14 protein-coding genes and 1 pseudogene are annotated in these 18,029 nt (G+C 75.5%); 7 read left to right on the top strand and 8 right to left on the bottom strand.

Annotated elements, in window-relative coordinates:
• The 5 genes and pseudogenes from KCH_RS42770 to KCH_RS28680 form a co-directional block, all read right to left on the bottom strand.
• Positions 1-430, bottom strand: a pseudogene (locus KCH_RS42770) (hypothetical protein); the annotation flags it as partial.
• 365 nt (positions 431-795) lie between these two features.
• Positions 796-3,609, bottom strand: coding sequence for an AfsR/SARP family transcriptional regulator (locus KCH_RS46265; RefSeq protein WP_063750195.1), 2,814 nt, complete (start codon positions 3,607-3,609; stop codon positions 796-798).
• 154 nt (positions 3,610-3,763) lie between these two features.
• Positions 3,764-5,914: a WD40 repeat domain-containing protein gene (locus KCH_RS28690; RefSeq protein ID WP_035867718.1), complete on the bottom strand. Its 2,151-nt coding sequence runs from the start codon at positions 5,912-5,914 to the stop codon at positions 3,764-3,766.
• Positions 5,915-5,959: 45 nt separating this feature from the next.
• The gene (locus KCH_RS28685; protein WP_035867715.1) at positions 5,960-6,592 is read right to left on the bottom strand and encodes a GNAT family N-acetyltransferase; all 633 of its coding nucleotides are present in this window, start codon (positions 6,590-6,592) and stop codon (positions 5,960-5,962) included.
• Between the two features lie 222 nt (positions 6,593-6,814).
• A complete protein-coding gene (locus KCH_RS28680; RefSeq protein ID WP_035867713.1) occupies positions 6,815-7,735 on the bottom strand; it encodes a LysR family transcriptional regulator in 921 nt (306 codons plus the stop codon).
• Positions 7,736-7,921: 186 nt separating this feature from the next.
• Between KCH_RS28680 and KCH_RS28675 the strand changes: the two genes are divergently transcribed.
• The gene (locus KCH_RS28675) at positions 7,922-8,929 is read left to right on the top strand and encodes an NADP-dependent oxidoreductase (protein ID WP_035867711.1); all 1,008 of its coding nucleotides are present in this window, start codon (positions 7,922-7,924) and stop codon (positions 8,927-8,929) included.
• A gap of 3 nt (positions 8,930-8,932) precedes the next feature.
• On the opposite strand, the gene KCH_RS28670 is transcribed toward KCH_RS28675, so the two are convergent.
• Entirely contained in the window at positions 8,933-11,062 is a 2,130-nt protein-coding gene (locus KCH_RS28670; protein WP_244305472.1) for a DEAD/DEAH box helicase, read from the bottom strand.
• 170 nt (positions 11,063-11,232) lie between these two features.
• Positions 11,233-11,985: an MBL fold metallo-hydrolase gene (locus KCH_RS28665; RefSeq protein WP_035867710.1), complete on the bottom strand. Its 753-nt coding sequence runs from the start codon at positions 11,983-11,985 to the stop codon at positions 11,233-11,235.
• Positions 11,986-12,121: 136 nt separating this feature from the next.
• On the opposite strand from KCH_RS28665, the gene KCH_RS46715 reads away from it, so the two are divergent.
• On the top strand, positions 12,122-12,421 hold the full coding sequence (locus KCH_RS46715) for an ABATE domain-containing protein (RefSeq protein ID WP_425268843.1): 300 nt from the start codon (positions 12,122-12,124) through the stop codon (positions 12,419-12,421).
• A complete protein-coding gene (locus KCH_RS28660; RefSeq protein WP_425268842.1) occupies positions 12,409-12,726 on the top strand; it encodes a CGNR zinc finger domain-containing protein in 318 nt (105 codons plus the stop codon). The genes KCH_RS46715 and KCH_RS28660 overlap by 13 nt, the downstream gene beginning before the upstream one ends.
• A 99-nt stretch (positions 12,727-12,825) precedes the next feature.
• Here the strand turns inward: KCH_RS28660 and KCH_RS28655 are convergent, their stop codons facing one another.
• Positions 12,826-14,262, bottom strand: a complete 1,437-nt coding sequence (locus KCH_RS28655) for a glyceraldehyde-3-phosphate dehydrogenase (protein WP_035867708.1) — start codon at positions 14,260-14,262, stop codon at positions 12,826-12,828.
• Between the two features lie 395 nt (positions 14,263-14,657).
• Between KCH_RS28655 and KCH_RS28650 the strand changes: the two genes are divergently transcribed.
• Genes KCH_RS28650 through KCH_RS28635 form a run of 4 tightly spaced genes read left to right on the top strand, consistent with a single transcriptional unit; the run spans position 14,658 to position 17,995 of the window.
• On the top strand, positions 14,658-15,188 hold the full coding sequence (locus KCH_RS28650) for an EF-hand domain-containing protein (RefSeq protein ID WP_035867705.1): 531 nt from the start codon (positions 14,658-14,660) through the stop codon (positions 15,186-15,188).
• 29 nt (positions 15,189-15,217) lie between these two features.
• Positions 15,218-16,345, top strand: coding sequence for an isocitrate/isopropylmalate family dehydrogenase (locus KCH_RS28645; protein ID WP_035867703.1), 1,128 nt, complete (start codon positions 15,218-15,220; stop codon positions 16,343-16,345).
• Entirely contained in the window at positions 16,326-17,111 is a 786-nt protein-coding gene (locus tag KCH_RS28640; protein WP_157032228.1) for an isochorismatase family protein, read from the top strand. The genes KCH_RS28645 and KCH_RS28640 overlap by 20 nt, the downstream gene beginning before the upstream one ends.
• Entirely contained in the window at positions 17,108-17,995 is an 888-nt protein-coding gene (locus KCH_RS28635; RefSeq protein ID WP_084223976.1) for an SAM-dependent methyltransferase, read from the top strand. Before KCH_RS28640 ends, KCH_RS28635 begins: the two co-directional genes overlap by 4 nt.
• Positions 17,996-18,029: the final 34 nt, after the last annotated feature.

Genomic DNA, 18,029 nt, shown 5'->3' with positions numbered 1-18,029 from the left:
CGGGAGTAGGGGTCGGCGTGGGCGTCGGCGTGCCGGTCGGCGGGGTGCCGGGGGTGATCGGCGTCAGCGGGGTGAGCTGGGCGTCCTCGCCGGTGGTGATCCGGCTCAGCGTGCTGGCGTGTTCCTCGTCGTTGGCCTGGTGGCGGGCGGCCATGGTCTTGAGGTTGGCGCCCATCGTGGTGGCGTTGCTGAGCAGCAGTTTGATGCCGGCCAGCACGTCCTTCTGGTGCTTGTTGAAGCCGCCGACCGAGGAGCTGCCACCGGTCAGCGACTTGCCCAGCAGGTCCGTCCCGTAGACCGAGTCCTCGACCATGTTGATGTGGGCTTCCAACTGGGCGAACGGGCCCTGGAGTTCCTCCAGCAGGGCCTCGATCGTCTTGGCTGCCGCCTGGACCTCGTCCAGGTCGATGTTCACGCCGTCGCCGGCCATCCGTCTTCCGCCCTCTCCCCATGCCTGCTCCGCGACAAGTGCGGGCCGGGGACGGCGCGTTGCAGGGATCCGGGGCGACCGGGTGAACGAGGCCCTCTGGGGCGAGCGGTGCCACGGGCAGTCCCGCGCACCCGCGGCTGCCGCACCCCATCATGCTGGCGGCCGCCGTTTGCCTTCCGCTTGCGCCTCACTAACGCGCCGTCGTCGCCCTTGCCGGGAGCCGAACGTGCGTATACGCAGCCAGAGTTCGTACGGCGGCGGGAGCGGGGGGCAGTGCGGGCCGGGCCCCGCGCGCCGGAGCAGGGCCGGCGGCGGGACGGCGGAGGAACAGCAGAGTGACGGCCGAGGGACGGCGGCGGGACGGGTCAGCGCGGGCCGAGTTCCTCCGCGCGCCGGCGGTGGGCGGTGGCGGCGGTGGCGAGGCCGGCCGCGTCCTCGGCGGCGGCGAGCGCGGCGAGCACCTCGGCGGTCGCCTCGTCATGGCCGATCTGCTCGGCCTCGGTGAGGGCCGCGGTCAGCCGGCTGCGGGCCTCGGCGTGCCGGCCGAGCGCGGTCAGCGCCTCGCCGCAGGTGGTGTGCAGCAGCACCCGGCGCGAGGACGGGATCTGGTCGGCCATCAACTCCAGGCCGTGCAGCGAGCGTTCGATGGCCTGGGTGGGGCGTCCGGTGTCCAGCAGGTGGCGGGCGAGGTGCTGGAGGGCGAGCGTGACGGTGTGGGTGTGGCCGATGGAGAGGGCGATCTCCAGGGCCTGGGTGAGGTTGCTGCCGGCCGCGCCGGTGTCGCCGAGTTCGGCCTGCACGGCGGCCAGGTTGACCAGGGCGACGGCCCGGCCGACCTGGTTGCCGGCCCGGCCGGCGAGTTCGGCGGCCGGGGACAGGCAGGTGACGGCCTCGGGCAGGCGGCGGTTGGAGACCAGCACCCAGCCGAGCATCGCCCGCACCTGGCTCTCGCCGTCCAGGTCGCCGCACTCCAGGGTGGCGTCCAGGGCGTGCTCCAACTGGGAGACCCAGCCGTCGCGCAGCCGTCGCAGGATCAGCGGCCACTGGGTGAGGACCAGGCGCCAGACCCGTTCGGGCGAGGCGGTGGCGATCACCTGGGCGAGGGTCTCGCGGTGCGCGCCGAGCCAGTGGATGGCGTCGTCGGCGGTGGCGAACTCGGTGACGGCGCGCGGCTGGTGACTGCCCGCCGGGGGTTCGCAGCAGGGCTTGCTGCCGGGTTCGGCGGCCTGCGCGGCGGCCAGGCCGGTGTGCAGGTACTGGTCGGCGAGCCGTTCCCGGGCGAGGCGCTGCTCGGCGGGTTCGGCGCGGCCGGCGAGTTCGCGGGCGTACAGCCACACCAGGTCGTGCAGGGTGTAGCGGTCGCCGTCGGTCTCGGTGACCAGGTGGGTGGCGGCCAGCTGCTCCAGGGCCTCAGCGGCGGCGGTCGGTTCGAGGTCGCCGAGGGCGGCGGCGGTGTGGGCGTCGACCACCGGGCCGGGGTGGAAGCCCAGGGCGCGGAACAACCGGGCCGGGGCGGGCGGGAGTTGCTCGTAGGAGACGCGCAGCGCGCTGGCCACGCTGATCTCCTCGGCGGCGAGGTGGCCGAGCCGGCGCTGCTCGTGGCGGAGCTGTTCGGTGATCGCGCCGAGGCCGCGCCGCGGGTCGGCGGAGATCTTCGCGGCGGCGATCCGCAGCGCCAGCGGCAGGCCGTCGCAGAGCCGGGCGAGTTCGCGGGCGGCGTCGGGTTCGGCGGCGACCCGGGCCGGGCCGAGCACCCGGGCGAGCAGCGCGGCGGACTCGACCGGGCCGAGCACGGACAGCGGCAGCGGGCGGGCGAGTTCGGCGGCGACCAGGCCGAGCATCCGGTGCCGGCTGGTGACCACGGCGACCGAGTCGGTGCCGGCCGGCAGCAGCGGCCGGACCTGGGCGGTGTCGCGGGCGTTGTCGACGACGACCAGCAGCCGCCGGCCGGTGGTGATCCGCCGGTAGAGCGCGGCGCGGGCGGCGGTGCCGGCCGGCAGGTCCTCCCGGGCGACGCCGAGCGCGGCGAGGAACTCGGCGATCACCTCGTCGAGTTCGCGGTCGGGGCGGTCGCTGAAGCCGCCGAGGTCGGCGAAGAGCAGGCCGTCGGGGAAGCGTCCGGCGTTGCGGTGCGCCCAGTGCAGGGCGAGGGCGGTCTTGCCGACGCCGGCCGGGCCGGTGATCAGGGCGATGGCGCCGTCGGGGCCGCCGTGCACCGCGTCGGCGAGGGTGGCGAGTTCGGCTTCGCGGCCGTGGAAGCCGCGCGGGGCGCGGGGCAGCAGGTCGACGGCGGGCAGGTTCTCGATCGCGGGCGGCCCGGCGGGGCTGGGCAGCACCCAGGCGACGGCCGCCGCGGGCGCGGGGGAGGACGGCGGCGCGGGTGACGGGGCGACAGCGGCGGGCGCGGGTGCGGCGGTCGGGGCCGGCTGCTCGGCGGGTTCGCCGCGCAGGATCCGCTCGTAGGCGGCGTTCAGCGCCCGGCCGGGGTCGACGCCGAGCCGGTCGGCGAGCGATTCGCGGGTGCGGTGGTACCAGTCGAGGGCGTCGGACTGCCGGCCGGCCCGGAACAGCGCGAGCATCAGCGCGGAGACCAGCGATTCGCGCAGCGGGTGCGCGACCGTTTCGGCGCGCAGCAGTTCGGCGGCGCGGGCGGGTTCGCCGAGCCGCTGGTAGTGCTCGGCGAGCGCTTCGACGGCGGCGAGCCGGTTCTCCTCCAGGGTCTGCCGCCAGGCCTCCAGCGGCGGGCTGGCGACGGTGCCGGTGAGGGCGGGGCCGCGCCACAGCGCGAGGGCGTGCTCCAGCGCGTCGACGACGTCCAGCGAGCGGGCTTCGAGCCGGGCGGCGGCCACCAGGGTGTCGAACTGCTCGACGTCCAGCTGTCCTTCGGGCAGGTGCAGGGTGTAGGCGTCGCCGGCGGTGGCGAGTTGGACGCCGCGCCCGGTGGCACCCTGCTCGCTGAGCAGGGCGCGCAGCCGGGATATGTGGCTCTGCACGACGGTGCGGGCGTTGGCGGGCGGCTCGGCGACCCACAGCGCCTCGATCAGCTGGGCGACCGAGACGGCCCGGTTGCGGCGCAGCAGCAGGAGGGCGAGTACGCTGCGTCGCTTCTCGGGTCCGAGGCGCATGTCCTCGCCCCGGGCGTTCTCGGCCGAGACGGCTCCGAGCAGTCGGAACTTCACCGCAGTAACCCCTCGCCGTGTTGCGTGTCCGGTGACGGAGGCTACCGGCTCGTTATCCGGTACAGACAATCAGCCCCGGCGGACGGTTCCACCGGGGCTGAGGTTCGGCCGGGCGGCCGCCGGGTCGGGCGGGCCGCGGTCGGCGGACGGGCCGTCAGAGCGTGACGGCGCCGGTCGGGGTGACGATCCGCAGGCCGGCCTCGTCGAGTTCGATGGCCAGCGGGGTGCCGTCCAGTGCGGCCTCGTTGAGCAGGGTGGAGCTGCCCAGGTGCCACAGCCGCAGGGTGCCGGCGGCGTCGCCGGCGGCGAGCAGCGCCTCGCCGTCGAACTCGCGGCCGACCACGGCGCGGACGGCCGCGCCGCCGCCGGTCAACCGGGCGGTGCGGCTGCCGTTCTGGACGTCCCAGACCAGCACGGTGCCGTCGGCGGAGCCGGCGATCAGCACCGGCCGGCCGCCGACCTCGGCGAAGGACAGCACCTCGGCGGGCCGGTCGAGTCCTTCGCAGACCGGTCCGGCGGCGCCGTTGCCGGCGTGCCACATCCGCACCTTGAGGTCCTCGCCGGCGGTGGCGAGGATCGGCTGCCCGCCGGTGACGACGGCGGCCAGCGCGGTGATCGGGCCGTGGCCGGTGGCGAAGCGCCGGTTGTCGTCGCCGGTGGCGGCGGAGCGGACGGCGATGGCGCCGTCGCGGCCGGCCGAGGCGAGCAGCGGCTGCTCGCCGGTGGTGAAGGCGAGTCCGGTGACCGCTCCGGCGTGCGGGACGGGCAGCGGGTGGGCGGTGCCGTCGGCGAGGCGGTGGCTGCGGACGGCGCCGGCGGTGGTGCCGCAGACCAGCAGCGGGCCGTCGGGGCCGTCGGCGGTCAGGTCGAGGGTGTGCACGGGGCCACCGTCGGCGGCGAGTTCGAGGAGCTGACGGCCCGTCGGGGCGTCCCAGCCGGCGATCGTGCCGTCGCCGAACCCGGCGACCAGCACCGGGCGGCCGTGCAGGGCGCCGGCGGCGAGCGCGGTGAGCGGGGTGCCGGGGCGGCCGGCCGGGGCGTCGGTGCGGGCGCTGCCGGTGGCGGCGTCCCAGGCGGTGATCCGGCCGGTCTCGTCGCCGGTGTACAGGACGCCGTCGGCGGCGGCCAGCGAGGTGAGCCAGCTGCCGGCCGGCCAGCCGTGCCGCGCGCGGCCCTCGTACACGTCCCAGGTGCGCACGGTGCCGTCGAGGGCGCAGGAGGCCAGCACCGGGCGCTCGTCGAGGGTGGTGAAGGCGAGGCCGGTGACGGTGCCGGTGTGGCCGGGCAGGTCGGCGAGGAGCTGGCCGGTGGCGAGGTCCCAGATCCGGACCTGGCGGTCGTGGCCGGCGGTGGCCAGCACGGCCTGGTCCTCGATGGCGAGGACGGCCATCGCGCGGACCTCGCCGCGGTGGCCGACCAGCAGGTGCAGCTGCTCGCCGGTGCCGGCGTCCCAGACCCGGACGGTGCCGTCGGCGGCGGCCGCGGCCAGCAGGTCGATGCCGGCGCAGTGCGCGGCGCGCAGCACGGTCGCGCCGTGGCCGCCGGTGGGCAGGTTGCCGAGCACCCGGCCGTCGTCTGCGCGGACGGCCCGCAGGTCGCCGCCCTGGCCGGCCGAGAACGCCACCGGGATGTCCCGGCAGATCAGCGCGGCGACCGCCTGGGCGCCCTCGCCGCCGGTGGAGCCGTGCACCACCTGGCCGGTGGTGGCGTCCCAGACCTGCACGGAGCCGTCGGTGCCGCCGACGGCGAACAGCGAGCGGCCGCCGGCCTCGCCGAGCGCGACCGCGGACGGGGCGAGGCCCGCGTCGGCGTCGGAGCCGCCGAGCGAGGCGGCGTCGTCGAGCGCGGTCAGGCCGAACGAGCCGTCCTCCTCGACCAGCGCGTAGGCGGCCCGGCCGCCGACGGTGCCGACGGCGGCGGCGCTGCGGGCGCCGTGCGCGGACGGGTGGCCGAGGGCGACCGCGCCGGGCAGTACGGCGGGCGCGCCGGGCTCGCCGAACACCTGGGCCAGCAGCGCCGCGAACGGGGCGGCGGCGGCCGGCACGGGCGCGGCGGTGCCGTCGGTCCACTGCCGGTCCGGACGGCCGTTCAGGCCGGTCACGGTGAGCCGGCGGCCGACCGCGGGAGCGGCCGTGCCGGGCGCCGGGGCGGGGGCCTCGCCGAGCGCGGTCAGGACCCGGACGATCAGCGCGGCGTCGACCCGGCCGGTGCGCTCCTGCCCGTCCCGGACGGCGCGGAACCCCTCGGGGGTGATCAGCAGTTCGCCGAGCGCGCCGTCCTCCAGCCGGAGGCTGCTTTCTGACATGTCGTCACTCCTGGTTCAGGTGCGGGGTGTCGGGGCCCCGGTGGTTCAGCAGAGGTCTTCCGGTACGAGCGTCGCGTACACGGCGTCGTGCAGCCGCTGGGTGCGGGAGCTGCGGAACAGCGCGGGGCGGTAGCCGGCCCGGCGGAAGCCGATCGCGGCGCCCGTCAGCTGGCTGGGCATGTTGTCGGCGGCGGCGAACGCGTCGATCCGGCGCAGGCCGAGCCGTTCGAAGCCGAACCGGCACACCAGCCGCATCGCGCTCTTCGCGGTGCGCAGCCGGCGGTGTTCGGGCAGCAGCCAGACCGCGACCTCGGCGCTCTCCTGCACCGGGTCGAGGTTGACCAGCTCGGCCCAGCCGACGGCCTGTCCGGCGGGGGCGGGGATGTCCTGCGCCGCCCCGTCGGCCGGATCTCCGGCGGGCGGCTGCTCGGGCGGTGCGAGCTGTTCGACGGCGAAGTACGCGGCACGGCCGGTCCGCCAGAGCAGCGGCGGGATCTCGGTCAGCCAGCGTTCGGCGGCGGCCTCGTCCTGGTGCGGGATCACTGCTTGCAGGAACTCGCGCACCAGCGGGTCGTGGGTGCCGCGGAGCACCAGCGGGGCGTCCGCGGGCCGCGGCCTGCGCAGCAGCAGTCCGTCGTCCGTCAGCGGATCGTCCCGTACCTCGGCGAGCGCTCTCACCGCTCCCCCCGTCGCCTCCCGGGCCGCCCGGCGTGCCGCCCCGGCGTACCCTCCCCCGGCCTTCAACTACCCGTCAAGTCAACCATATTCCGCGGCCGTTCCCGCACGTCAGCGGGACGTTAGTGGAACGTGAGCGCGGCCCCGCAGACTCGTTGGCGGGGTTCGTCACTCCAGTCCCGCCGCCCACCCGGCCCACCTTCTCTCCCGGGCCGGGCGCCCCCGCTACGGGCGGCGGGACGCCCCCTCCCCGGCGGTCCGCACCGCGCTCGCGCCGGCCGGCAGCGGGGCGGCGCGCAGCTCCCGGACGACGGCCCGCACGGCGGCGGTCCGGGCCAGCTCCGGGGTGGTGACGTAGCCGACCTGCCGGGACGGCCGGTCCGGGCCGAGGTCGGTGACGGTGAGCCCCTCGGGCAGCCGGTCCAGGCTGAGCATCGGCATGATCGCCATGCCGAGTCCCTGCGCGGCGAGCGAGAGCACCACCGTGTCGTCGGAGACGTTGATGGTCGCGGACGGGATCCAGTCCTGGCGGCGCCACCAGTCGGCCGTGTAGGAGCCGCAGTTCTCGTCCCAGTCGACCAGCGGCAGGCCGCGCGGGTCGGGGTGGCCCTGCTGGTGGGCGAGCGCATAGTCCTCCCGGTACAGCGGCACCGCGACCAGGCCGGGCGGGATCGCCGCGCCGAGGGTGGCCAGCGCCAGGTCGGCGCGGCCGGCCGCGACCTCGCCGGCGGTGCCGCGGCCGAGGTCGCGCACCACCCGCACCTGGGGCTCCAACTCCGGGCACCTCTCGGCCAGTCGGGCCAGCACCGCGGGCAGCACCCGCCCGGCGGCGCTGCGGAACGCCACGATCCGGACCGGTCCGCGCGGCCCGCCTGGCTCCCCCTGCCGGGCCTCGGCGGGCAGTTCGTCCAGCAGCCGCAGGATCCGCCGGGCGTGCCCGGCCACCCGCTCCCCCGCCGCCGTCGGCACCGCCCCGCGCCGCCCGCGCTCGAACAGCACCGCGCCGAGCTTGCGTTCGCAGCCGCGCACGGCGTGCGACACCGCGGACTGGGTCAGCCCGAGCCGCTCGGCGGCGGCGGTGAAGCCGCCGCTGTCGGCCACCGCCACCAGGATCCGCAGCTCCTGCGGAAGGAGATCGTCTGCCACCCGGGCAGCGTAGAGGACGTCCCCCCGCCCGCCCCGGGCCGCCTGCCATGAACGGCGCTCATGGATCGGCCGCAGCCATCGACGCGAGCCCCTGCCCGGCCCGCGCCCGGCTGCCTAGCGTGGAACACGTCGGGCCCGCACCGAGCCTCGCGGGCCGACTCCCCTACCGCATCGGAGAGTTCCGCCATGTCCCGCACCGCCACCCGCACCGCCCGCGCCGTCCACCAGGTCGCCCGCCCGGCCGGCCTGCCCACCGCCGAGCAGTTCGCCTTCGTCGCCGACGAGTTGCCGCCGCCGGCGGAGGGCGAGGCGCTGGTGGAGAACGCGTACCTGTCCGTCGACCCGTACATGCTCGGCTCGATGGCGGGCGGCGAGGGCGGGTACGAGCTGAACGCCCCGCTGGAGGGCCGGGCGGTGGGCCGGGTGGTGGAGTCGCGCAGCGCGGCGCTGCCGGTCGGCACGGCGGTGATCCACCGTCAGGGCTGGCGCACCCACGCCGTGCTGCGGCGCGAGGAGGTGCGGGTGCTGCCCGACCTGCCCGGCGTCCCGCTCAGCGCCTTCCTTGGCGTCCTCGGCGGCACCGGCCTGTCCGCGTACGTCGGCCTGACCCGGATCGCCCGGCTCGCGCCCGGCGAGGACGTGTTCGTCTCGGCGGCGGCCGGCGGCGTCGGCACCGCCGCCGGGCAGCTCGCCCGGCTGCTCGGCGCCCGCCGGGTGATCGGCTCGGCGGGCTCCCCCGCGAAGACCGCCTTCCTCACCGAGCGGCTCGGCTTCGACGCCGCGTTCGACTACCACGACGGCCCGGTGGCCGACCTGCTGGCCGCGGCCGCCCCCGACGGCATCGACGTGTACCTCGACAACGTCGGCGGCGACCACCTGGCCGCCGCGATCGGCTCGATGCGCGACTTCGGCCGGATCGCCTGGTGCGGCGCGATCGCCCAGTACGCGACCACGCCGCCCGCCGCCCCGCACAACCTGTTCGAACTGGTCGGCCGCAGCATCCGCTTGGAGGGCTTCCTGGTCCGGAACCACCTGGACGCCCAGGAGGAGCTGTACGAACTGCTCGCCCCGCACCTGCGCTCCGGCCGGGTGATCTCCCCGGAGACCGTGCTGGACGGCTTCGACCGCACCGTGGACGCCTTCCTCGGCGTGCTCGGCGGCGCCAACACCGGCAAGATGCTGGTCCGGCTGTGACCGCTACCCCCGTGCCGCCAGCCGCAGTTGCTCGTCCTCGACGATCCGGACGGCGAGCGCCCGGTCCGAGATGTCCACCGCCTCGGGGGCCGACTCGGCGAGGTCGCTGCGCCGGGCGTAGCGGTCGAACAGCTCGGCCTTGCCGCGCAGCATCTCCACCAGCCCGCGGTCCAGGCTGTCGGTGGCGAGCAGCCGGTGCACCCGGACCCGGCGGATCTGGCCCATCCGCTGGGCCCGGGCCACCGCCTGGTCCTCCAGGGTCGGCTTCAACTGCGGCTCGCACAGCACCACCACGCTCGCGGCCTGGAGGTTGAGCCCGAGACCGCCGGCCTGGATCTGGCAGAGCAGCACCGCGTGGCCGTCCGCGGCGGTGAACGCGTCCACCGCCTCCTGCCGGGCTTCGGCCGGCAGCGCCCCGGAGACGGTGCCCGTCACCGCCTCGCCGAGCGCGTCCCGGACGGTGGCCAGCACCTCCCGGAAGTACGAGAACACCACCACCTTGTGCCCGCTCCCGGCCGCCTCCGCGACCAGTTCGCGCAGCCGGCGCAGCTTCGCGGAGTGCGCGGGCTCGGCGTACGCGGCGCGCCGCATCGCCATGAAGTTGCCCTCGGCGACCGCCGCGGCGTACGCGGCCCGGTCCGGCTCGGAGAGCTCGCCCCACTCGTCCACCCGCACCACGTCCGGCAGTTCGGTCAGCACGTCCTGCTGGTTGCGCCGCAGGTAGGCGGGGGCGACGGCCTTGCGGAACGCCACCGGGCCCGCCACCCCGAGGCCGGCCGGCAGCTCGGGCAGCAGGTCGGGCTGGAGGTGGCCGATCAGGGTGCGGAACTCCTCCACCCGGTTCTCCATCGGCGTGCCCGTCAGGAACAGCACGTACTCGGTGCGCTCCGCCCACTCGCCGACCAGCCGGGTGCGCAGCGCGGCCGGGTTCTTGACGAAGTGCGCCTCGTCCACCACCAGCGCGGCGACCGGGTCCTCAGGCAGGGTGCGCAGCGACTCGTAGGTGGCGACCAGGACGCCGCCCTCGGCGAGCCACCGGGCGCGGGCGGACTCCTTGGCCGCGCCGTGGTAGCGGTGGGCCGCGAGGGTGGTCCGACTCTCCGTCTCCCGCTGCCAGTTGACCAGGACGGAGGCCGGGCAGACCACCAGGAAGTGCCGCCGGCCCGCCGCCGCCAGGTGGGCCAGCACGGCGAGCGCCTGCACGGTCTTGCCGAGGCCCATCTCGTCGCCGATCATCACCCGCTTGCGGGCCAGCGCGAAGCGCGCCCCGAACGCCTGGTAGCCGCGCAGCGAGACGGTGCAGCCGCGGTCGTCCAGCGGCTCGGCGCGGACCGACTCGGCGAGCGCGTCCGGCAGGTGGCCCTCGGCGGCGCCCCGCCCGCCGCCGTCGACGCCGGTGAGCCGGCCGTCCTCGGCGAGCAGCGCCAGCTCCGCGTAGAACTCGGCGGACCGGTGCTCGAACTCGACCCGGACCTCGACCTCGCCGGCGTCCGGCCGCAGCAGGTCGGCCCCGGCCTGGGCGAGCCGCAGCGGCAGGCCGTCGGCCTCCGCGGCCGCCACCTGCCGCTCCAGCAACTCGACGGCCCGCTGCGCGAGTTCACGCCGTTCGGCGCCGGCCAGCAGGCCCCGCAGCACTCCGCGGGCGGGGCGGGCCGCCGCCAGCGGCTCGGTCAGCAGGGCGTCGATCTCCTCGGCCTCTGCCGCCGCGCGGCGGGCGGCCGGCCCGGCCAGCACCAGGCGGTGCAGGGCGACCAGCAGGCCGGTGGTGTCGGCGTCGGGCTGCGCGGGGTCGATCCGCACCGCCGTGCTCTGCTCCACCGCCTCGGCGATCTGCCGTGCGGCGCCCACGAGTTGCTGGGCCGTCGGTCCGCCGATCCCCGGAATCCGGACCAGCTCCTGGGCGCTCGCCCCGCTCACCTGCGCGACCGTCCGGTACCCGGCCGCGGCCAGCACCCCGGTCTGCAGCCGCCCCTCGGTGACCTCCTTCAGCCGCTCGACCGGTATGGCCTCCAACTCGGCCCGCACCAGCCCCCGGAAGATCCGCGCGTGCGCGTCCACCACGGCCCCCACCGCGGCGGCCCGCTCCGCCACCACCCCGCGCGCGGCCTCCCGCAGCCGCTCCGCCCGCCCCACGACCTCCCTGGCCCGCCGCCCGCTCCACCCCACTGCCCGCGCCTCCCGACCGCCGATCCACACCGCCCGGCCATTCTGGCACCGCCCTCCCACACCCCGACCAGGCCGGACGCCCCCACGGCGCCCCACGGTGACGGCGGTCGGCCGGGCGGGTCACGGGCGGGGCCGGGTCAGGCCAGGTCGAGGATCTCGGAGAGGCCGGCGGCGGCGAAGGCGGCGAGCAGGGGCTCGCGGCCCTCGGTGAAGTGCGCCCAGCTGTCGAAGTGGACGGGGACCACGCGGCGGGCCCCGAGGATGCGGGCGGCCTCGGCGGCGCGGGCGCTGTCGAGGGTGAGCAGGTCGTTGTCGAACAGGCCGGTGCGGGCGCCGCCGGCGAACAGCACGGCGGTGTCGACGGGGGCGTAGTGCGAGGCGATCATCTCGACGATGCCGAGGGACGCGTTGTCGCCGGAGACGTAGACCACGGGCAGGCCGTCACCGGTCAGCACGAAGCCGATCACCTCGCCGGTGACGGGCTCGCAGCCCTCGGGGCCGTGCTGGGCGGGGACGCCGGTGACGGTGACGGTGCCGCCGTCGGGGCGGGTCAACTCGACGCTCTGCCACGGGACGAGGCCCTTCGCGGTGCCGCCGAGCCGCTCCGCGCCGCCGCGGGTGGTGAGGGTGAGCGGGACGTCGGCGAGGAACGTGCGGCCGCTGTGGTCGAGGTTGTCGGGGTGCTCGTCGTGGGAGAGCAGCACCGCGTCCACCGGCCCGAGGGCCGCGGGGTCGACGGTGCCGGGCCGGGTCTTGGTGAGGAGCCGGCCGCCGCCGATCGGGTACTCGCCGGGCGCGTCGAAGGTGGGGTCGGTGAGCAGGCGCAGGCCGCCGTACTCGATGAGCGCGGTGGGGCCGCCGAAGACCTGGACGGCGGGGGTAGCGGTCATGAAACACCTCACGGAAGAGAGAGCGGTTTGCCGTGAGAGAAATCTAACGGCCCATCACGGAGAACCGCAAGCTTTTCCGTGAGGACGATGCGCGGCCCCCTCCTCACGCCCAACCCGAGCCTTTACCATGAGGTGCATGAGCCAGCGCACCACCACCAGCCCCGCCGCCCCCCAGCCCCCCGCACCGGGCGCCGAGCAGTACCCCGCGCTGGACTTCGCCAACTCGCTGCTCACCCTGCCCGCCGGCCCGCTCGACCTGCTGGGCTCGCCGGAGACGGCCACCGACTGGCTGATCGGGCACGGTCTCGCCCCGGCCGACGGCCGGATCCACCAGCAGTGCACCGACCGCCTGCACGGCCTGCGCACCGCCGTCCGCGAGCTGTTCGCCGCCCGCACCGCCGAACTCCCGCCCCCGCCCACGCCTTGGCCGTCCTGAACGGCGCGCTCACCGCCACCCCGGCCACCCCGCTGCTGCACTGGGACGCCGAGCGCGGCCTGCACCGCACCCTCCCCCACCCGGCCGACCCGATCGCCATCCAGGCGATGGCCCGACTCGCCGCCGACGCCGCCGAGTTGCTCACCGGCCCGGACGCCGTCCGGCTGGCCGCCTGCGGCGGGGCCCCGTGCAGCCGCTACTACGTCCGCACCCACGCCGCCCGGCACTGGTGCTCGACCCGCTGCGGGGACCGCGTCCGCGCCGCCCGCGCCTACGCCAAGAAGCGTGCCGCGGAACGGAGTTGACGGCACGCCCGGAAAAAGGACGGACCCCGCCCGGCCCGGAAGGGCCGAACGGGGTCCGCGAGTCCGCGTGAAGCTGCGGGTTCCGCGAGGCGGGGCGCGTCAGACGGCCGGCCGCGGGAAGGTCGGGTACTCGACGCCGGAGACGTGCTGGACGACCCGGACGACCTGGCAGGAGTAGCCGAACTCGTTGTCGTACCACAGGTAGAGGATCGCGTTGTCGCCCTCGACCTTGGTCGCGCCGGCGTCCACGATGGACGCGTGGCGGGAGCCGATGAAGTCCGAGGAGACCGCGTCGGGCGAGTCGATGAAGTCGATCTGTCGCTTCAGCGGGGAGGTCAGCGACACCTCGCGCAGGTGGTCGAGGACGTCCTCACGGGTCGTCTCGCGGGCCAGCTGCAGGTTGAGGATGGCGATCGAGACGTCCGGCACGGGGACGCGGATCGAGCTGCCGGTGATCTTCGCCTTGAGGTCCGGCAGGGCCTTCGCGACGGCCGAGGCGGCACCGGTCTCGGTGATCACCATGTTCAGCGGCGCGGACCGGCCGCGGCGGTCGGCCTTGTGGTAGTTGTCCAGCAGGTTCTGGTCGTTGGTGAACGAGTGGACGGTCTCCACGTGGCCGCGGAGCACGCCGTACTCGTCCTCCATCGCCTTCAGCGGCGGGACGATCGCGTTGGTGGTGCAGGAGGCGCAGGAGATGATCTGCTCGTCCGGCTTGATGGTGTCGTGGTTGACGCCGTGCACGATGTTCGGGACGTCGCCCTTGCCCGGGGCGGTCAGCACGACCTTGGCGATGCCGGGGCGCAGGTGCTTGGACAGGCCCTCGCGGTCGCGCCAGCGACCGGTGTTGTCGATCAGGATCGCGTCGTCGATCCCGTACGCGGTGTAGTCCACCTCGCTGGGGTCGTTCGAGTAGATCACCTGGATCGCGTTGCCGTTGGCGACGATCGTGTTGGTGTCCTCGTCCACCGTGATGGTGCCCTGGAACTGGCCGTGGATCGAGTCGCGGCGCAGCAGCGAGGCGCGCTTGACCAGGTCGTCCGGGCCGCCGCTGCGGACCACGATGGCGCGCAGCCGCAGGCCGCCGGCCTTCTCGACCAGCAGGCGGGCCAGCAGGCGGCCGATCCGGCCGAAGCCGTACAGCACCACGTCGCGGGGCGCCTGGCGCTCCAGCTTGTGCTCGCCGGTGGCGCCGGCCACCGCCTCGGCGGTGAAGTCGGCGATGCTCAGTCCGCGGGCGTCCGCACGGTACGCGGCGGCGAGCAGGCCCAGGTCGATCTGGGACGGGCCGAGGTCGAGGGCCGCGAGGGCCTGGAGGAACGGGAAGGTCTCGGTGATCGAGAGCTCCTCGCCGGCTATCTGGCGGGCGAAGCGGTGGGTCTTCAGGATGCTGACCACCGACTTGTTCACCAGGGAGCGGCTGTGCAGCAGGACGGTGACGTCCCGCTCGCGGTGCAGCCTCCCGATGATCGGGATCATCGACTCCGCGAGCTCCTCGCGGTTCTTCCAGTCCGTGAACACGTCGTCGTTGACAGTCACAATTCAACTTTCGAGGGTAGGCCGAGCTAGGCGCCCCCCATGCTAGCTTCGGCGGCCCGCCGGGGCGGGCGGCGGTCCCCCCGCTGACCAGCGGCGCTACCCGCCGCGGGGCCGCCCGGACGTGACCGCTGCCACACCCCTGTCACTCCCCGGCCGCTCCGGTGCAGCTCCCGGCCGAATCTGACGGTGCGTCAGCCGATTTGGTGACGTGACCGGGCGTGACCAAGGTCACCCGCGTCGATTTCATCACTCCCCGGGGTGACGACTGGTCACTTTTGCCCTCTCCGGGGCCCTGAAAGGAGGAGAGTGGGAGCCCCGGCCGGGCGGCCGCCCGTATCCGGGGTGCAGGTCCGGCCGTCCGAGGCCGGGCCGTTGCGAGGAAGGGACGGCCGTCCATGCCACACCTGGCCTACCAGCGGGCCGCGCTGGTGTTCACCCTGTTCGACGCCAATGACAACGGGGTGCTCGACGCCGAGGACTTCGACCTGATGACCGAGCGCGTGCTGGCCGTCGCCGACGACTCATCGCAGGCCGATCGGCAGGCGCTGTCCGACAGCATCAGCAACTACTGGGAGGTCATGGCCAAGACGCTGGACGTCAACGGTGACGGGTTGGTCACTCCCACCGAGTTCCGCGGCTTCGTCCTCAACCCGGACCTGTTCGGCGCGACCGCCGCCGTGTTCGCCGACGCGCTGGCCAAGCTCGGCGACCCGGACGGCGACGGTCTGATCGAACGGCCCCGCTTCCTCGCCCTGATGACCGCGATCGGCTTCGAGAAGCCCAACATCGAAGCCCTGTTCAACGCCTTCGGGCCGGACGCCTCCGACCGGATCACGGTCGAGGTGTGGGCCCAGGGCATCCGCGACTACTACTCGCCCGAGAAGGTCGGCATCGCCGGCGACCGCCTGGTCGCCAATCCGGTCTGACCTCTCCACCCGTATTGAAGGAGCCCGTTTTGACCGCACCGCTCATCGCCCTGGCCGTAGGCCGCGGCACCGGCCCGGACCTCGCCCCCGTCTTCGAGCGGGTGCTCCACCGGATCACCCGACTGCACGGGGTGGAGGCCGAGTTGGTGCGGTCACCGCGGCTCTACCACTCGTACGTCTCGCTGCGCGCCGAGTACGCCGACACCGCCGAGATCGCCCGCCTCACCGCGCTGGACGCCGCGCACTACGAGCAGTTCTGCCGCGACCAGGCCGCGGCCGGCGTCCGGGCGGTCTTCCGCACCGCGATCAACGCCCAGTCCCTGTACTTGGTGCGCCGGCGGCTGGCCGCCGTCAAGGTCGAGCCGCTGTCCGCGAACGGGGCCCGGCTGCTGCTGGTCCGCGACCAGGCGCAGGGCTTCTACACCGGCGAGAACGTGCACACCCCCGGCCGGGTGGTGCGCACCATGGAGTTCAGCCGGGACGTCACCGAGCAGGTGGTGCGCTACGCCGTCCGCCGCGCCCACGACCTGTGGCCCGAGGGCCCCGCGCGGGTGCAGATGGCCTACAAGTTCCACCTGCTGGACGGCGCGCTGGACGACTGGCGGGCCGAGCTGTCCGCCGAACTGGGCATCGAGATCGCGCTGTTCCAGCCCGACACGGTCAACCGCAACCTGATCACCCACGGCCCCGAGGACCGCACCGTGCTGGTCGCGGGCAACGAGTGGGCCGACATCATGCACGTGGTGCTGCTCGACCGGTACGGCTCGGAGCGGCAGGAGAATCGTTGCACCGAGAACGTGCACCTCCACCCCGAGCTGCACGGCCTGACGGAGTACCAGACGGTGCACGGCTCCGCCGACGACCTGGCGGGCAAGGACGTGGTCAACCCGGTCGCCACCATCCGGGCCGCCGCCCGGATCGCCGAACGCCATGCCGACTGTCCCGGCGCCGAGGCCGCCGTCGAAGCAGCGCTGGCCGCCGCCCAGGCCCGCGGCATCCGCACCCCCGACCTCGGCGGCACCGCCGGCACCACCGCGGTGGTGGACGCGGTGCTCGGCGAACTCGGCGTCGCGTTAAAGCCGTTCGTGCCCGCCGCGAGGTCGGGCTCGGCCCGCGCCACCGCCGGCACGAACACGGATCGGGCGGCCTCGCGATGAGCACCACCGCCGCACCCGGCACCGCCACCACCAGCAGCAGCGCCACCCCGCACACCACCGCCCCGCGCCCCGCCGCCCGCGCCCCGCCGCCACGGGCACCGCCGCCACGGCCGCGGTTCCCGCCGCCGCGACGGCCCTGGTCGTCGTCGACCTGCAGAACGACTTCTGTGCGGGCGAGGTCGCCGCCGCCCGCTTCCCCGGAGACCCGGCCCGGCTGGCCGCCGTCGCCGGCCGCACCGCCGCCGCCGTCGACCGGGCCCGCGCGCTCGGCGTCGAGGTGGTGTTCGTCCGCTTCCTCGGGGACCCCGCCCACCAGGGGCCGGCCTGGCAGCGGCGCGACGCCGCGCTCGGCAAGCGGGCCAAGTGCCTGGAGGGCAGCTGGGGCGCCGAGTTCCACGCCGCGCTGCCCCGCCCGGACGAGGCGGTGTTCACCAAGCCCGCCTGCTTCGACGCCTTCCTCGACCCCGCCTTCGAACCGCACCTGCGCGCCCGCGGCGTCCGGCACCTGGTGCTCGCCGGCCTGTTCACGGACGTCTGCGTGGACTCCACGGCCCGCACCGCGTTCCAGCGCGGCTTCCACCTCACCGTGCTGCGCGACTGCACCACCGCGCTGCACCTCGCCGACCAGGACATCCTGCGCTTCATGGAACGGCTCTACGGCGCCCGCGTCACCGACCTCGGCGACGGCGGCCCGACCGACGAACAGCCCTTCGCCCTCCCGGAACTGACCGGTTCCGCGGCCCGCACCAAGGTGGGCCGGCCGTGACCGTGTCCGTCCTGTCCGACCCGGGCGTCACCGCCGGCGTCGGCCGCACCGCCCTGCTGGTCGCCCACGCCCGCGCACTGGAGGCCCGCCGGCCCGACGCGATGGCCGTCGACCCGTTCGCCGAGCACTTCGTCCGCGCCGCGCCGGGCTGCGAGGGCTGGCCGCTGCACCCGGACGACGTCGCCCCGGGCGACCCGCTGTGGGGCCGGCTGGCGAGCTACTTCGCGCTCCGCACCCGGGTGTTGGACGCGCACCTGCTGACCGCCGTCCGGGCCGGGGTGCGCCAGGTGGTGCTGCTCGGCGCGGGCCTGGACTCGCGGGCGCACCGCCTGCCGTGGCCGCCCGGCACCACCGTGTGGGAGCTGGACCGGCCCGAGGTGCTGGCCTTCAAGCAGGCCGTGCTGGACGACCTGGAGGCCGTCCCCTCGGCCTGCCGTCGCACCGTGCCGGTGGATCTGCGCGAGGCCTGGCCGCAGGCGCTGACGGATGCCGGGCTGGACCCGCGGCAGCCGGTCGCCTGGCTCGCCGAGGGCCTGTTCCTGTACCTGCCGGCCGAGGCCGAACTGCGGCTGGCCGGCGACCTGGACGAGCTGAGCGCGCCGGGCTCCACGCTGGCGTACGAGATCAAGCTGGGCCTGGAGGCGGCCAACGTCCGCGCCAACCCGGTGTACGCGGCCGCCCGGGACCGGATCGACGTCGACCTGCTGGCGCTGTTCGCGCCGGGGCCCCGCCCGGACACCGCGGCCCACCTGGGCGCGCTGGGCTGGTCGACCGCCACCCGCACGCCGTTCGACCACGCGGCCGGCCTCCCCCGCGCGCCGCGCCCGGAGCCGGACGACGCGCTGGCCGCGAATCGGTGGATCACCGGCGTCAAGACCCGCTGACGGGACGCCGAAGGGGGCCGGGCAGTTGCTGCCC

Origin of the sequence: Kitasatospora cheerisanensis KCTC 2395, from assembly GCF_000696185.1 — a bacterium.
In the GTDB taxonomy this organism is placed as follows: Bacteria; Actinomycetota; Actinomycetes; order Streptomycetales; family Streptomycetaceae; genus Kitasatospora; species Kitasatospora cheerisanensis.
Note: the sequence above shows the minus strand (reverse complement) of the source record. Positions and strands in the feature narration are given on the sequence as shown.

Excerpts from the sequence above, each read along its gene's own strand:
- KCH_RS28665 (WP_035867710.1), bottom strand. The coding sequence starts at position 11,985 with ATGACCGCTACCCCCGCCGTCCAGGTCTTCGGCGGCCCCACCGCGCTC.
- KCH_RS46715 (WP_425268843.1), top strand. The coding sequence starts at position 12,122 with ATGAGCCAGCGCACCACCACCAGCCCCGCCGCCCCCCAGCCCCCCGCA.
- KCH_RS28650 (WP_035867705.1), top strand. The coding sequence starts at position 14,658 with ATGCCACACCTGGCCTACCAGCGGGCCGCGCTGGTGTTCACCCTGTTC.
- KCH_RS28675 (WP_035867711.1), top strand. The coding sequence starts at position 7,922 with ATGTCCCGCACCGCCACCCGCACCGCCCGCGCCGTCCACCAGGTCGCC.
- KCH_RS28690 (WP_035867718.1), bottom strand. The coding sequence starts at position 5,914 with ATGTCAGAAAGCAGCCTCCGGCTGGAGGACGGCGCGCTCGGCGAACTG.